18 protein-coding genes are annotated in these 15,028 nt (G+C 61.8%); 8 read left to right on the top strand and 10 right to left on the bottom strand.

The genetic code is table 11. The features are described from left to right. Nucleotide 1: 1 nt before the first annotated feature. From GTP69_RS13040 to GTP69_RS13020, 5 genes are all read right to left on the bottom strand, one after another. Complete coding sequence (locus GTP69_RS13040; protein WP_371867923.1) at nucleotides 2-385, bottom strand: phage holin family protein; 384 nt, start codon at nucleotides 383-385, stop codon at nucleotides 2-4. A 6-nt stretch (nucleotides 386-391) separates the two neighbouring features. Further along, nucleotides 392-694 carry an ElaB/YgaM/YqjD family protein gene (locus GTP69_RS13035; protein ID WP_161055303.1) on the bottom strand — a complete coding sequence of 101 codons (303 nt, stop codon included), beginning with the start codon at nucleotides 692-694 and terminating at the stop codon, nucleotides 392-394. 61 nt (nucleotides 695-755) lie between these two features. After that, a complete protein-coding gene (locus tag GTP69_RS13030; RefSeq protein ID WP_161046864.1) occupies nucleotides 756-1,301 on the bottom strand; it encodes a ferritin-like domain-containing protein in 546 nt (181 codons plus the stop codon). A 58-nt stretch (nucleotides 1,302-1,359) separates the two neighbouring features. After that, nucleotides 1,360-2,274, bottom strand: a complete 915-nt coding sequence (locus tag GTP69_RS13025; protein WP_161055302.1) for an OmpA family protein — start codon at nucleotides 2,272-2,274, stop codon at nucleotides 1,360-1,362. Between the two features lie 14 nt (nucleotides 2,275-2,288). Further along, a complete protein-coding gene (locus GTP69_RS13020) occupies nucleotides 2,289-2,672 on the bottom strand; it encodes a DUF4398 domain-containing protein (protein ID WP_371867922.1) in 384 nt (127 codons plus the stop codon). Nucleotides 2,673-2,797: 125 nt separating this feature from the next. Here GTP69_RS13020 and GTP69_RS13015 point away from each other — a divergent pair, with 125 nt between their 5' ends. Next, nucleotides 2,798-4,744 (top strand): AsmA family protein, encoded by a 1,947-nt coding sequence (locus GTP69_RS13015; RefSeq protein WP_161055301.1) that lies wholly within the window; start codon nucleotides 2,798-2,800, stop codon nucleotides 4,742-4,744. Nucleotides 4,745-4,840: 96 nt separating this feature from the next. Then, on the top strand, nucleotides 4,841-5,065 hold the full coding sequence (locus tag GTP69_RS13010) for a YMGG-like glycine zipper-containing protein (protein WP_161055300.1): 225 nt from the start codon (nucleotides 4,841-4,843) through the stop codon (nucleotides 5,063-5,065). Between the two features lie 70 nt (nucleotides 5,066-5,135). Here the strand turns inward: GTP69_RS13010 and GTP69_RS13005 are convergent, their stop codons facing one another. Then, the gene (locus GTP69_RS13005) at nucleotides 5,136-5,855 is read right to left on the bottom strand and encodes a Crp/Fnr family transcriptional regulator (RefSeq protein ID WP_110848622.1); all 720 of its coding nucleotides are present in this window, start codon (nucleotides 5,853-5,855) and stop codon (nucleotides 5,136-5,138) included. A 122-nt stretch (nucleotides 5,856-5,977) separates the two neighbouring features. Here GTP69_RS13005 and GTP69_RS13000 point away from each other — a divergent pair, with 122 nt between their 5' ends. From GTP69_RS13000 to GTP69_RS12990, 3 genes are all read left to right on the top strand, one after another. Next, on the top strand, nucleotides 5,978-6,589 hold the full coding sequence (locus tag GTP69_RS13000; protein WP_229260926.1) for a glycine zipper 2TM domain-containing protein: 612 nt from the start codon (nucleotides 5,978-5,980) through the stop codon (nucleotides 6,587-6,589). A 79-nt stretch (nucleotides 6,590-6,668) separates the two neighbouring features. Next, nucleotides 6,669-6,815: a lmo0937 family membrane protein gene (locus GTP69_RS12995; RefSeq protein WP_008446864.1), complete on the top strand. Its 147-nt coding sequence runs from the start codon at nucleotides 6,669-6,671 to the stop codon at nucleotides 6,813-6,815. A 63-nt stretch (nucleotides 6,816-6,878) separates the two neighbouring features. Continuing rightward, on the top strand, nucleotides 6,879-7,406 hold the full coding sequence (locus GTP69_RS12990; protein WP_161055299.1) for a DUF3617 domain-containing protein: 528 nt from the start codon (nucleotides 6,879-6,881) through the stop codon (nucleotides 7,404-7,406). A 10-nt stretch (nucleotides 7,407-7,416) separates the two neighbouring features. On the opposite strand, the gene GTP69_RS12985 is transcribed toward GTP69_RS12990, so the two are convergent. Further along, nucleotides 7,417-8,484, bottom strand: coding sequence for a porin (locus tag GTP69_RS12985; protein ID WP_161055298.1), 1,068 nt, complete (start codon nucleotides 8,482-8,484; stop codon nucleotides 7,417-7,419). Nucleotides 8,485-8,659: 175 nt separating this feature from the next. On the opposite strand from GTP69_RS12985, the gene GTP69_RS12980 reads away from it, so the two are divergent. Both GTP69_RS12980 and cls read left to right on the top strand, forming a co-directional pair. After that, entirely contained in the window at nucleotides 8,660-10,693 is a 2,034-nt protein-coding gene (locus GTP69_RS12980) for a site-specific recombinase (RefSeq protein WP_161055297.1), read from the top strand. 2 nt (nucleotides 10,694-10,695) lie between these two features. Further along, nucleotides 10,696-12,087: a cardiolipin synthase gene (cls, locus tag GTP69_RS12975; protein ID WP_161055296.1), complete on the top strand. Its 1,392-nt coding sequence runs from the start codon at nucleotides 10,696-10,698 to the stop codon at nucleotides 12,085-12,087. A gap of 75 nt (nucleotides 12,088-12,162) precedes the next feature. Here the strand turns inward: cls and GTP69_RS12970 are convergent, their stop codons facing one another. Genes GTP69_RS12970 through GTP69_RS12960 form a run of 3 tightly spaced genes read right to left on the bottom strand, consistent with a single transcriptional unit; the run spans nucleotide 12,163 to nucleotide 14,573 of the window. Further along, nucleotides 12,163-12,981: a metallophosphoesterase family protein gene (locus GTP69_RS12970; RefSeq protein ID WP_161055295.1), complete on the bottom strand. Its 819-nt coding sequence runs from the start codon at nucleotides 12,979-12,981 to the stop codon at nucleotides 12,163-12,165. A gap of 9 nt (nucleotides 12,982-12,990) precedes the next feature. Beyond that, nucleotides 12,991-13,881 carry a diacylglycerol/lipid kinase family protein gene (locus tag GTP69_RS12965; protein ID WP_161055294.1) on the bottom strand — a complete coding sequence of 297 codons (891 nt, stop codon included), beginning with the start codon at nucleotides 13,879-13,881 and terminating at the stop codon, nucleotides 12,991-12,993. Nucleotides 13,882-13,886: 5 nt separating this feature from the next. Continuing rightward, nucleotides 13,887-14,573, bottom strand: a complete 687-nt coding sequence (locus GTP69_RS12960) for a phosphatase PAP2 family protein (RefSeq protein WP_161055293.1) — start codon at nucleotides 14,571-14,573, stop codon at nucleotides 13,887-13,889. Between the two features lie 168 nt (nucleotides 14,574-14,741). Here GTP69_RS12960 and GTP69_RS12955 point away from each other — a divergent pair, with 168 nt between their 5' ends. After that, entirely contained in the window at nucleotides 14,742-14,972 is a 231-nt protein-coding gene (locus GTP69_RS12955) for a hypothetical protein (RefSeq protein ID WP_110848631.1), read from the top strand. Nucleotides 14,973-15,028: the final 56 nt, after the last annotated feature.

The following is a 15,028-nucleotide window of genomic DNA, read 5'->3' as shown; positions in this document are numbered from 1 at the left end:
CTTACAACAGCATATCGCGGTCGGACTTGAGTTCCGCCATGGTGGACGGCAACGCCAGCTTGCCACTACGGATCAGTGCGCGCGCATACAGGATCAGGCCGATGGCGACCACCAGGAACACGCCGGTGATGATCGGCAGGATAACCCAGCCAATCGCCGCCCACGCCAGGTAGACCACGGTGATCGACGCATAAATCAACGCAAAGCCGCCCAACAGCACGGCCAGTGCGAACACCAGCACCAGTTGCAGCAGGTGGTTGCGCACCTCGGCCAGCTCCAGCGCGGCCAGTTCCAGCCGGTTGAGCAACAGGGCGATCGCATTGCGGGTCACCAGACCCAGCGATGCGATCAGCCCTGGCGGACGATTGCTTTCGTCGTGCGACACGGTAGCTTACTTGCGGCCGATGATCACGCCGATCAGCAGGCCAATGCTGGCTGCTGCTGCGATCGAACGCCATGGGTTTTCCTTGACGTATTCATCGGCGTGCTTGGCGGCTTCCTTGGTGGCAGCCAGCGCGCTGACCTGGGCTTCATGGGCCTTGGCCAGTGCGGTGTCCAGCGCGCGCATGCCGCGGCCGCGCAGTTCATCAGCCTTTTCGCCGGTCAGGGCGGTGGCGGCGGTGAACAGAGCCTGGGCATCTTTCACCAGAGTTTTCACGTCATTATTTACGGTACTGATATTTTGTTCCAGCATGATTAAGCTCCTGTTTTGGTTGTCGATGTGAAAACTGTACAGCAAATTGCAAAAGACTGTGTCAACCGTGTTCGGTCATCATGTCACGCATATCGTCCGCGTGCTCTTCTTCGACCGCCATGATCTTGATCAACAGATGACGCGTGGTCGGGTCGCTATCGCCGATTTTTTCAATCATCTGGCGGTACGACTCGATCGCCACGCGCTCCGCGATCAGGTTGGCGCGCACCATCGATTGGACGTCGTCTGATGCATCATACTCGGCATGGCTGCGCTCAAGCAACGTTGCTGGATTGAAATCAGGATCGCCATTCAGCTGAACGATGCGTTCGGCCAGCCAGTCGGCGTGTTCCGCTTCCTCGTTGGCGTGCTCCAGGAACTCGGCCTTGATGGCTGCGTTCTCGCGCCCGCTCACCGTGTAGTAATGGCGCTTGTAGCGGGCGATGCAGACCAGCTCGGTAGCCAGCGCATCGTTCAGCATCTTGATGACTTCGGCGCGGTTGCCTTGGTAGCCTGCGGTGACCGGGCCGTCTTCCAGATTGCGGGCGGCAGCACGAATCGCTTCTTTATCGATGCCTGCCGGTTGGGTGGGATTGGATTCAGCCATGAGTCTTTCCTTCCTAAGTAAGAGGTACAAATAAAACGATGTAATTTAGCGATGCGAATTAACGACGATTCGCGATCGGTGCGCCGTTTTGCGACAGCACGATTTCCACGCGGCGGTTCAGCTGGCGGCTGCCGGCATCGCTATTGCTAGCCACCGGATAGGCTTCACCGTAGCCGCGGCTGGCGATCTTGGCGGCCGGCACACCCAGGCCGATCAGCGCATTGCGTACCGATTCGGCGCGGCGTTGCGACAGGTCCAGGTTGTGCGACGAGGTACCGGTGCTATCGGTAAAGCCCTCTACCAGCACCACGCTTTGCGGTTCCTGCATCAGCACGTCGGCCAGTTTTTGCGCGGTGCGCATGCCTTCCGGGCTCAGTTCGGCGCGGTCAACATTGAACAGCACATCGTTCAGGGTGATGATCAGGCCACGCTCGGTTTGCTTGGCTTGCAGGTCGGCCAGCTGCTGTTGCAACGCGGCGTTCTTGGCTTGCTCTTCGCGTGCCGAACCGGCAGCGGCGTCAGCCTGGGCACGGGCAGCGTCGGCATCAGCCTTGGCCTGCTCAGCCTGGGTCTTGGCGCGGTCGGCCGCGTTGCGGGCCTGGTTGGCTTCGGCGGTGCGCGCCTGCAGGCGGATCTCGTCACGCTGACGGGCGGCGTTGGCGACGTCGCCTTCAGCCTGCTTGGCCTTGGCGGCTTCCTGTGCGGTGGCGACTTTCTGCTTGGCGATATAGGCCAGCTTGTCGATCTCGTCCAGGCTCTCGCGTTTGGCGGCGGCAGCGTTGGCACGGTCCAGCGCATCAGACGCGGCTTTGAATTCCAGCGGCGCATTGGCGGCTACCGATGGGTTGCTTTGGGCGGCCTGGAAATCGCCGCGCGCTTGATCGAGCTGGCTGGTGGTGGTCGGCGTGCTGCTGCACGCGGCAAACATCACGGACACGGCAAACGCGGCTGGCAACAGAATGAATTTTTTCATGATGGGTTCTCCGTTTATTGTTGGTTGTTGGCGTTGGCGCGCGCCAGTTCTTCGCGCAGCAGGCGGATATTCTGTTGCAGCTCATCCGAGGCGGCGGTCGCCTTGGCCGAGTTGGCCTTGCTCTGCGCCAGCTGGGCATCGGCCGAAGCCTGGGTCGCCAGGTCTTGCGCGGTTTTGTAATCCTTGGCGGCCAGCGCCTGGTTGGCGCGCATCAGTTTCTCGCGGGCTGAGGTCATTTCGGCTGGCGCCAGGTCGGCGGCGCCGGCGGCGGTCGCGGCGGACACCGCTTCACGCGACACGGCAACATCGGCGGTCGCCGGGGTTTTTTGGCTGGCGCAGCCAGCCAGTCCTGCCAACAGTGCGGCACCAATCAGCCATTGCTTATTCATGTTCATCATTATTGTTCTCCTCGAAATATGAAAGCGATGTGACTTTATAAACCGGCGGCGCGCCGGCATCAGTACGGTGACGCACAAAAGCCGGAGTGTGTAAAATGAAGCAACTACAAGACAACAGGTCCGCCATGCCCCTTCCCCGCCGCACCCGCATCGCCATCGCCGTTGGCAGTGTCGTCGTTGCCGTTCCCGTCATCGGGGCCATCGCCCTCGCCAGCATCGACTGGAACCGCGCACGGCCGTGGCTGAATGAGCGCATCAGCGCAGCCATCGAGCGGCCGTTCGAGATTCGCGGCGACGTGGCGCTGGCGTGGCGCCAACAGGGCAGCATCCTGCCGACGCCGCACCTGGTGGCGAAAGACGTCCACATTGGCAATCCAAGCACGATGCACGCGCCGAGCGAGATGGTCAGCGTCAGCCAGTTCGCCTTTGCCATCGAACTGCTGCCGCTGCTGCGCCAGCGCATCGCGGTTCCCGAACTGCGTTTCGATAGTCCCAAGCTGCTGCTGCAACGCGACGCCGACGGCAAGAACAACTGGACCTTCGGTCACGACGACCAGCCGTCGGCGTGGAAGCTGGACGTGCAGCGCGTGGTGTTCTCCAAAGGCACGGTGCGCTACATCGACGCCATGACGCATGTGGATGCCAGCGCCAACGTCGATACCTTGAACGATCCGCGCTACGGCGTCGCCTGGCAGCTGCGCGGCAAGTGGAATAACCAGAACGTCAGCGGTAGCGGCAAGGCCGGCGCGGTGCTGTCCCTGCAGCAGCAGACGGCGCCGTTCCCGCTGTCGGCCGACCTCGATCTCGGCGGCACCCACATCGTGTTTGAAGGCACGCTGACCAAGCCGGCGTCGCTGACTGCGCTCGACCTGCGGCTCAAGTTGTCCGGCTCCAGCATGGAGCGACTGTACGCGCTGACCGGGGTGCTGCTGCCGGAAACGCCGCCCTTCTCCACCGAGGGCCACCTGACCGCCAACCTCGGCGCCAACGCCAGCCACTGGGTCTACGATCAGTTCACCGGCAAGGTCGGGCAGAGCGATATCGCCGGCAAGCTGGATTTCCAGACTGGCCAGCCGCGCTCGCGCCTGAGCGGCACGGTGCAATCGAAGCTGTTGCAAGTGTCCGACCTCGGCCCGCTGATCGGCGCCGATTCCAATGCCAGCAAGCAGGCGCGCGGCGCCGAGGAGCGCCAGCCGGGCAACAAGGTGCTGCCGGTCGAAACCTTCCGTACCGACCGTTGGACCGCCATTGATGCCGACGTCAACTTCAAGGCGGCACAAATCACGCGTGACAAGAACCTGCCGATCCAAAATCTGGAAACGCAAATCCACCTGAAGGACGGCGTGCTGTCGCTGACGCCGATGAACTTCGACATCGCCGGCGGCCGCTTCACCTCCACCGTCTTACTGGACGGCAGCGGCAAGGTCAATCCGCACGCCATCCGCGCCACGCTGAAGGCCGCCGCCAGCCATCTCCAGTTAAAGCAGCTGTTCCCGTCGATCGACGGCATGCAGGCCACGGTGGGCGAAATCAATGCGAATGTGGCGCTGGCCGCCGATGGCAACTCGGTGGCCAGCTTGCTGGGGTCGTCCAATGGCGAACTCAAAGGCGCGGTCACACAGGGCAGCGTCAGCAAGCTGATGCTGGAAACCATGGGCCTGAATATTGGCAGCGTGGTGCTGACCAAGCTGGTTGGCGACAAGCAGGTCAAGCTGAATTGCATGGTGACCGATTTCGCCGTCAGCAATGGCGTGATGAAGTCGCGGCTGTTCGTGGTAGACACCTCGGAAGCGCGGATCGACATCAACGGCACGGTCAACCTTGGCAACGAGAAGCTGGACCTGACGCTGAAGCCGGACGCCAAGTCGGTGCGGGTGATTTCGCTGCGCGCACCGATTTATGTGCGCGGCAGCTTTAAAGATCCGGATGTCAGCGTCGACAAGGGCACGCTGGCCTTGCGCGCCGGCAGCGCGCTGGCCTTGGCAGTGGTGGCCCCGGTAGCGGCGATCGTGCCGCTGGTCAGCACCGGCCCCGGCGAGACCAGCGGCTGCCAGGCGTTGATTCAGCGTTAATGTGTGCTGACGAACGGAAGCACATTGCGGATTTTCGTAATCTGTACCCATCGGTGAAGGCGCAATACCGCGTCTTGCCTGCCAGAGGAGAAAATCATGAACAACGTTAAACGAATCGCAGCAACCGCCGCTGTCCTGGCGGCCACCCTGGGCCTGAGCGCCTGCGCTGGTATGACCAACCAAGACCGTAACACCGCAGTCGGCGCCGGCGTCGGCGCAGTGGCTGGCTCGGTACTGACCGGCGGTAGCGCAGTTGGCGCCGTAGGCGGTGCAGCCGTCGGTGGCGTGATCGGTAACCAAGTGCAAAAGCCACCGCGTTAATCTAACGCCGGCATAAAAAAACAGACCTTCGGGTCTGTTTTTTTATGCCTCCCTGCTTCGTATATTGCGCTTATTTGTCCTTGAACATTTCGTAGCAATGGCAGGAAGCCGATTCCAGGCCGGCCGAATCGAGGATCTCGATATTGCCGCGGCTGTAGGTAATCAAGCGCTGGTTCTGCAAGGCGCTGGCGGCCTTGGTCACGCCGACCCGCCGCACGCCCAGCGCATGCGCCAGGAATTCGTGCGTCAGGTGGAATTTTTCCGACTGCAAGCGGTCGCGCGTAATCAGCAGCGAACGCGCCAGCCGCGCCTCCAGCACATGGAAGCGGCTGCACACGGCGATCTGGATCGCCTGCGCCAGCTGGACGTCGGTATAACGGTGAAGCAGGCGCTGCAAGGAGTCCATGCGATGGAACTCGGTGACGAAATCGCCGGCCACCATGCGATAGGTGCGGCCGGAGCGCTGCACCACCGCCCTGACCTGCGCCAGCTCATGACCCAGCACCACGGCCGCGCCGAGCATGCCTTCGCGGCCGATCGAACCCACTTCCAGCGTCATGCGCCCTTCGGCGACGCCGAGCAGGGACACCAGGCAATCGATGGGGAAATAGATGTAGCGCACCTCCTGTCCCGGCTCGGACAAGATCTGGCCATTATCCACCCGCACCGTCTCGCACTTGGCCGCGAGTTGCTGTTGATCGTCGTCTGGCAAGCTGGCCAGCAAGCGATTATTGGCCAGTCGAAGCTGGCCACGGTCGTCGTCGGGAGAATGTGAGATAGAGGTATGCATGGGACCAGAGTAAAGGCAATAAATCACTCTGTATGTACGGTGACGCACGGAAGTAATAGATGCACTCAAGCAGAATATCGACTGCAATGCATTACCTCAACCAATAACAAAGGACACTCCACATGGACACCCAAAATAAACCAAAGACTCATCCGATCATGGTCATCGCCGCCGTGGCGGTAGTGCTGTTCTGTGGCGTCGGCAGCGCCGCGATCCTGGGTTGGCTGCCAACCTCGAACGCCACCGTGCCAACCCAAGTGAGCGGCATGCCGCCGGCGCCGCAACAGGCGCAGCAACTGGCATACAACGATGCGCCGCCAGCCGGTTCGTCCGCCGTGGCGCCGGCCATGTCACAAGGCCAGGGCCAAGTACCGGAACAAGAAGCGCGTAACGCCCCATGCAGCAATTGTGGCGTGGTCGAATCGGTGCGCGCCATCGAACATCGCGCCCAGGGCAGCGGCGCCGGCGCCGTCGGCGGTGCAGTGCTGGGCGGCTTGCTGGGCAACCAGGTCGGCAGCGGCCATGGCCGTCAACTGGCAACGGTGGCCGGTGCGGTCGGCGGCGCAGTGGCCGGCAACCAGATCGAAGGCAATATGAAGAAAACCACCAGCTGGGATGTCAGCGTGCGCATGGACAACGGCAGCCGCCGCGTGATCCACACCTCGCACCAGCCAGACTGGCGCAACGGCGACGCCGTGCGCATCGTCAAAGGGCAACTGCGTCCGCTGGACTAAGCATTTTAGTACGGCAACGTACAGAAGACCGGCGCTGTATTGTTGATAATGAATTCAACACAACCCGAGGAGATTAATCATGCTTTATACCATCGCTGTAGTTCTGCTTATCCTGTGGCTGCTGGGCCTGGTTACTTCGTACACCATCGGCGGCTTCATCCACATTCTGCTGGTGGTTGCCATCATCATGGTGCTGCTGCGCCTGATTAGCGGACGCGGCGTGTAGCCTTCTCCGCAATTGGTTAAAACGGCGCCTGGGGCGCCGTTTTCATTTCTACTGGAGGGATTCATGAAACGACTTTTGATCGCGCTGGCCGCGCTGACGGCCATCCAGGCACACGCCCAAACCATCAAGCCCGGCCTGTGGGAATTGAACAGCAAGGTCAGCACCGGCAACGCCCAGACCGACCAGGCGGTGAGCGCAGCCCTGTCGCAGCTGGCCGCGCTGCCGCCGGCGCAACGCGCACAGATGGAGGCGATGATGGCGCAGAACGGCGTCTCGGTGCCGCAAGCCGGCAGCGATGGCCGCCTGCGCATGACCGCCTGCGTCACACCGGAGATGGCCGCGCGCAAGGAGCTGCCATTGAGCCAGCAAGGCAAGTGCAGCTCGAAACAAACGCCGGTGGCGGGTGGGGTGGATGTGACGTTCAGCTGCACCGATCCGGCCTCCAGCGGCAGCGGTCAGGTGCGCATGCAAGGCGACAGTGCGTACACCGCCAGCATGCAGGTGACCAACAACAGCGGCGCCGGTCCGCAGCAAGCCACGGTGGAGTCGACTGGACGCTGGCTGGCCGCCAGCTGTCCCGCCAAACCTTGATACGCGTGGATTAAAAGGCGTGGCGCAAGCCGATGTTGATGGCGCGGTCGCCGCTGCCGCGGTTGCTGGCATTGCCGACCGTGTAGCCGGCGCCGTTGCGGTTCTGGATCTTGGCGACCGACGTGTAGACATTGGTCCGCTTGGATAGCGCATAGCTGGCGCCGACCGCGATCTGGTTGGCGTCACGATTGGCCAGTCCTCGGTCATCCTTATGGATGACCGAGGCCAGCAAGGTGGTGGCGCCTAGTGGCACCGCCACGCCCAGCAGTACGTCACGGCTATTGGTGGACGGATCGCGCTGCGCTACCGCGCCATAAGGATTGGTTTCATCCCACTGAGAACTGCCATCGCCCTTGCTGTGGCCGTAGGCAGCGTAGCCGACGAAGCGGCCGAAGTCGACATTGGCCGCTACCAGCGAGTTGCTGGCCGACTGGTCGACCGCCGGCGTGGTGCCGGTGGCATCCAGCAGATTGTCCTTGCGCTGGTGCGTAATGCTCAGATTGACGCGTCCTTTTTCATAGCCGATGGTGGCGCCATACGCGCGGTTGACCTTGCTGTTGAACGGCGACTCGCCAAAGCTGTAGATGGCCGAGCCGATCAGGCCGCTGCGCGAACGCGGCGAAGTGTACTTGATGGTGTTGTCGTAGCGCTTGGTGGTGTAACCCACCAGATTGGCGGCGCTGCCGGCCATGCCGCCGTGGAACGGATCGGCCACATCGGTCAGGGCGGTGTAGACCAGGTTGTACTGCCGCCCCAGCGTGACCAGGCCCAGCGGACCATCGAGCCCGACAAACGCCTGGCGACCGAACAGCCGGCCATTTTGATCCGAGACGCCGGTGTCGTTGAGAAAACCGACCTCCACCGTGTAGACCGCCGCCGTGCCATTGCCCAGCTCTTCGCGGCCGCGCACGCCGAGGCGCGATCCGCTGGCGACGCCGCTGTCGACCCTGGTGCGCGTGCAGTCGCCGCGGCAACCGCTGTCGGCAACGACGCCGGCATCCACCACCCCATACACCTCTGTTTGCGCCAGGGCGCTCAGCGGTGCAATTAAAGCGAGCGTGAGGAGAGCGGGTTTCATAATCGGCCAAAAATGGGGAAGTTGTTAAGACCCAGTGTAGTCGCCGCCCCTGCTCCCTTCTGTGCGCATCACCACGCAGCAGTTGTATTTCGTCGCGGAAACCTATGTTCGTTGGCGTACATACATGGGGCGACGCTGCCGTTATACTGCTGTTTTATCTGACGAGGCTATCTCCATGCTCGAACTACTGGAACGCATCGACGCAGACAGCAATGACATCGGCCCACTGGTCGCGCTGTTTGACACACTGCGTCCCAAGCGCGCCACCGATGGCGTCCGCGCCACGGCCAACGTGCGCACCCTGTGCCAACTACTCAAAGGCAATCCCGCGCAAGCCATCGCGCTGCGCAACTACCTGCGCAACCTGCTGGCCGCGCGCCGCCACGCCAGCCTGTACACCGAGATCGGCGTGCTGTCCAACGACGGCTTCTTCAGCGAATTGAAGACCCGCATCGCCTACCGCATGCTGCCGCCCGCACTGGGCAACGATTACCTGAGCGAGGCGGTCGACCAGATCGCCTACAAGCGCACCGACCACATCTGGATGGCCGCCGTGCCGGCAGACGACTGGCTGCAACTGATCGATGTGGTGATCAACGCCGAACAGCGCGCCAGCGCCAGGTCGGAAGACGCCGGCCAGCCACACCTCAGCAACATCATGCTGCCAGGCCTGCTGGACGCGATCCGCACGCTGTCCTACCGCGTCTGCGCAATCGGCCTGGAGCCGCGCCTGACCAACTTCCACACCGAGATGGAGACTTACGAATCACCATTCATGGTGCAGAACTTCGAAGTCAACGCCTATCTGGACGCCTATCACCGCAAGCTGGCCGGCCAGGAAGTCGACATCGACGACGCCCGCCACCTGCTGGTGATGCTCGACCAATGCGACACCGTGATCGGCAAGATCCGCAAGAAAGCGCTGAGCCAGGGCACCAGCATCGCCCTCACCTACTTGCTGGTGTCGCTGACGCAAAGCCTGGACCGCATGCGCAAGCTGCTGTTCCTGGTGGACGTGCACCAGCTCGGCGAAGAACAGGACAACGCGCGCCGACTGGCCGCGATCGCGCTGGCGCGCGAACTGATCGACGCGCACAACAACAAATACATGGTGCGCGACCTGCTGCGCGATAACATCAACCTGCTGGCGCGCAACGTCACCGAAAACGCCAGCCATACCGGCGAACACTACGTGGCCGACACGCGGCGCGAGCTGGGCGGCATGTTCGTCTCGTCGGCCGGCGCCGGCCTGATCATCGGCTTCATGGCGCTGTTCAAGATCCTGATGTCCTACCTGCGCGCCGCGCCACTGGTGGAGACCTTCCTGTTCAGCATGAACTACTCGCTGGGCTTCGTGCTGATCCACCTGCTGCACTTCACGGTGGCGACCAAGCAGCCGGCCATGACGGCATCGCGCATCGCCTCCGGCCTGCACAGCAAGGACGGCCGCAACATCGACATCGACAGCATGGCCGAGCTGTGCGCCAAGGTGATTCGCACGCAGAACATGGCGGTGTTGGGCAACCTGGCAATTTGCATTCCGACCGCGTGGCTGATCGCCATGGCGTGGCCGTATATGACCGGTCATCATCTGGTGACGCCGGACAAGGCCATGCACCTGTTGCAGGATATCGACCCGATCCACGCGCCGACGCTGATCTACGCGGCGATCGCCGGCGTCTGCCTGTTCGTGGCCGGCCTGATCTCGGGCTACTACGACAACAAGGCGCTGTACACCCGCTGGGCACAGCGCATCGCGCAACTGCGCGGCCTGCGCTGGCTGCTGGGCCAGGAACGGCTGGAACGATTGGGCGTCTACCTGGAGAACAACCTGGGCGGACTGATGGGTAATTTCTGCTTCGGCATCCTGCTCGGCGTGATGCCTTTCCTTGGCTTCGTGCTGGGCATACCACTGGACATCCGGCACATTACGTTCTCCTCGGCCAACTTTGCGACAGCAATTGTTGGACTCGATCACAATGTCAGCTGGGAACTGGTTGTGACCTCGGTGGCAGGTTTCCTTTCCATCGGGACAGTCAATCTGCTGGTCAGCTTTGGCCTGGCGCTGTGGGTCGCACTGCGGTCGCGCCAGGTACGTTTCAAGCAGGGCTGGCAGTTGATGAAGGCACTGGGACGGCGCTTCCGCGCCGGGCCGATCAGTTTCCTGTTTGGCGGTTCCGATGACACTAAATTAATCGACAAAGGCTGACAATGAAAGTCTTGCGCATGCGTTTCTGGATTCCCCTCGGCTTGATGTGCTGGGGTTTGCTGGGCGCGTGCGCATCCCTGCCAAATGTGACGGCGCTGGGCGACAAGCTGGAACCAGGCGCCACGCCCACCGTCAAGGGTCCGAACGGCGAACTGAGCGACGCGCGCAGCAAGGCGCTGTTGGCCAAGCGCTGGGCCAAGGGCTCGCTGGACTTGCAGCAGCAGGCGTCGCTGGAAGAAGCAGCGACCGGCGTGCCGCTGATCGCCGGCAACAAGACCACCCTGCTGTTCGACGGTCCGCAGACCATGGCGGAAATGCTGAAGGCTATTACCCAGGCGCGCAACAACATCAACCTGGAAACCTATATCTTCGACCAGGACGAACTGGGGCTAAAGTTTGCCGACGCGCTGATCGAACGACAGCAGCAAGGCGTGACCGTGAATATCCTGTATGACAGCGTCGGCACCATCGGCGTGCCGGCCGAGTTCTTCAAGCGCATGCGCGATGCCGGCATCAAGCTGATCGAATTCAATCCGGTCAATCCGGCCAAGGTCAGCGGCAATGACTGGAAGCTCAACAACCGCGATCACCGCAAGGTGCTGATCGTCGACGGCAAGATCGCTTTTACTGGCGGCATCAACATCAGCGCCACCTATGCCAAGAGTTCACTGTTCCGCTCAGCCTCCAAGCCCACCAGCAAGAAGGATGTAGGCTGGCGCGACACCCACATCAAGGTTGAAGGGCCGGCGGTGCAGGCGTTCCAGTGGCTGTTCGTGCGCCAGTGGGCGTCGCAGGACAAGGATGATCTGCGCGAGGCCGACTACTTTCCCAAGCCGGTAATTGCCGGCGACAAGGTGGTGCGCGTGCTGGGCAGCGATCCGGGCGGACAGTTTGAAATCTACAAGGCTTACGCGCTGGCATTCCAGGAAGCCAAGAAATCGATCCACATCACCTCGGCCTATTTTGTGCCGGACCGGCAGACGGTGGATGCGCTGATTGCCGCCGCCAAGCGCGGCGTAGACGTCAAGATCGTGCTGCCGGGCGTCTCGGATAGCGGGCTGGTGTTCTATGCCGGCCACGCCTTCTATGACGACCTGCTGGCGGCCGGCGTGAAAATCTACCAGCTCAAACTGGCGGTATTGCACGCCAAGACCGCCGTGATTGACGGCAACTGGTCGACGGTCGGCTCGACCAATATCGACACCCGCAGCTTCCTGCACAACAGCGAGCTGAACGTGATCGTCATGGGCGAACCGTTCGGCACCGAAATGGAAAAAGCCTTCCAGGAAGACATGCGCGATTCCAACCTGATCACGCTGGAACAATGGCGCCACCGCCCATGGGCCAACCGCATGAAAGAATGGGCGGCGCGCTTTATGGACTACTGGCTCTAATAACCCGGGGTCAGTTCTGCCAAATGCACACGAGCTCATGTACATTTGGCAGAACTGACCCCGGATTTAGCGGATTTAGGATTCGGCGGCCATCGCCCAGACGTCGCCGTTGCGGCGGAAGCATTCGGTGTGCACCGGTTCGAAGCTGGCGGTACCTTCCACCCAGCTGTAACGCTCGACCTGTACATCGTCCGGCGCCACCCGCAGCACGTTGAAGGAATTCGATTCGCCGCGTCCACGGGTCGACGTCGCCGTGCCGGCCTGCACCACCAGCGCCGCGTAGCCGCTGATCTTGTAGCGCTGCGCGCTGTTGCCGGCGTGGCTGGAATGCAGGTGACCGGCCAGCAGCACATCGACGCCGCATTCGGCAAACGCCTGCATCGCCATCGGCGCGCGGTTGACCAGGTCGTCCTTGTCGAATGTGTCCGGCAAATCGAAGGGATGATGGGTGACGATGATGCGCGTATGCTCCGGCCCAACCGCCTGCATGCGCTGGCGCATCTGCACCAGCTGTTCCTTGTTGACGCGGCCATCCTTGAAGGTCAGTGAGCGCGCGGTATTGATGCCGAGCACGGCGATTTCGTCATCCACATATTCCGGCGCCAGGTCGAGCGTGACGTAGCGCAGGTATTTGCGCAGCGGCGTCAGGAAGCGACTGGCAACGTTGTACAGCGGGATGTCGTGATTGCCCGGCACCACAATCTGCGGCCCCGGCAAGGTATCCAGCCACGCGCGCGCGGCCTTGAATTCTTCGGTCTTGGCGCGCTGGGTCAGGTCGCCCGATACCACCACCACGTCCGGCGCCAGCTTGACCACCAGTTCCTGCAACGGCCGCAGCAAATCCTGATCGACGCGGCCAAAATGCAGATCGGATAAATGGACGATGGTGCGCATGCGCTTCTCCTAGACGGCCGGGACGATGACAGACAGCGCCGCAGCGCGCGAGCGGTAGCATAGTGGCGGTTTCATCAGCGTCACCTCGCCGTCGGTAGCCACCCGCAGGTGATGGTGGCGGGTTTCGATTTCCAGCGACGACGCCGACAATACATCGAAATCGCGTGCCTCCTGCAACTTGCCGAATAGCGCATGCGCCGCATAGCGCAGCAGGCCGAGCCGAGTGGGTTTCTGCGCCACGTACAGACACAGTTTGCCGCTATCAAGCCGCTCGCGCGCGCCCAGCGTCAATCCTTGCAGGTATTCGTTATTGCCGATGAAAACAAAGGGTGTGCGGCGCAGATGCTCGTCGCCGTTGATCTTCAGCCGCACACTCAGGAAGGGGAAGCGCCGCAGCGCGGCAAACAAGGCGCGGCCGAAAGCCGGCCATTTGCCGCGTCCCAGATGCTTTTGCTGCTGCTCGCGGTCGCGCACGATATCGGGATAGATGCCGAGGCTGGAGTTGTTGAGGAAGATGCGGCCGTTGACTTCGCCCACATCGACCTTGCCGGGCTTGCCGTGTACCACGTTGGCGACCGCCTCGTCCAGTTCCAGCGGAATCTTCAGATCCTTGGCGAAGTGGTTCAGTGTGCCTAGCGGCAGCACGCCCAGCCGCGTTTCTGTGCCGGCCAGCACCGAGGCCACGGCATTGATGGTGCCATCGCCGCCGCCAGCTACCACCACCGGCGCGCCTTCTTTCACCGCGCGTTCGGCGCGCGCGATCATTTCGTCGCCGCTCTTGGCCAGCGTGATGTCAGGCTCGACACCCTGGCTGCGGAACTTTTCTTCCAGCGCGGCAGTCCAGCCGCCACAGTAGCCCAGTCCTGCACCCGCATTAACAATGACGACGATTTTATCCATATTATTTATACCGTTTTACCCTCGCGTCGACGGCGCAGCGTGGAGATCGCCGTGATGCACACCGCCAGCCACGCGACGCTTTCGGCCATGGCCGCCAGCACGTCGCTGAGATAGTGCGCGCCCAGATACACACGGCTGAATGCTACCAACAATACCATTGTCAGGCAGAAGGCGACTGTTCCCACACGCACACTCCACGCCGGCCGCGCGATGACCAGGTAGCTGACCAACAGGCCGTAGAAGCAGGTGGCGGCGGTGGTATGGCCGCTGGGGAAGCTGTAGGTGGTCAGTGTCACCAGCGGATCTTCAAACACCGGCCGAGCGCGGCGGAAGAAAAATTTCAGCGCCACATTCAGCACCATCCCGCCCGGCACCGCGAACGCCAGCGCCAGCAGCCAGTAACGTGCCTGCTGCCGCCACAGATACCCGGCCAGCAGACAAAACAGCAGCACCATGCCGGCCACCGAATGCATGGCCGAGACGCCAACCATCAGGCTGGTCAGCGGTTCAACGGCGTGTGCATTGAACCAATGCGCCACCTGCAAGTCCAATACCGTGATGGCGGCCTGCCCCATCACGGCCTCCGCCAGTTCATGGAAAACCAGCCCGGAAGCCAGCAGCAGCGCCATGCCGACGGTTAAATGTAGGCCGAATTCGCCGCCCGGAGACAGTCTTGCCTCGACGAAACTCATGAGTTTGCTAATAGTTGGTCCTCCCCGCCTGGTCGCCGATGAAGTTGGCGTAAAAATCACAAAATAACGAATTTACTGTTTATTTGCACAGTACCTGTTTATTCATACAGTAGTTATGCTATTCTGAACTCCTCGTTAAACACTACTTCCCACAAAAAAGGAACTGTCATGAGCACTCTGAATAGCAGCTTTGGCTCCCGCTTCGGTCTGGAATACCTGCCTACCTCGTTTATGGTTCGCATGGGTCGCCGCGAAATGATGGTGTGCCGTGACTTCCGCAAGCGTTTCTACGCGGTGAACCCGATTATCGAATGCGATACCGGCGTGCAGGCAGGCCATCTGGAAGTACTGATGTTCCGCCGCTGGCTGCTGATCCTGTCGAAGTCGAAGGCGCACTAATGGTTGCCGGTGCCAGTTGCCCTACCCATGCACAAGACAGGCCGGCAGATGCCGCA

The sequence above is a fragment of the Duganella levis genome, assembly GCF_009857605.1.
Taxonomy (GTDB): domain Bacteria; phylum Pseudomonadota; class Gammaproteobacteria; order Burkholderiales; family Burkholderiaceae_D; genus Rugamonas; species Rugamonas levis.
Note: the sequence above shows the minus strand (reverse complement) of the source record. Positions and strands in the feature narration are given on the sequence as shown.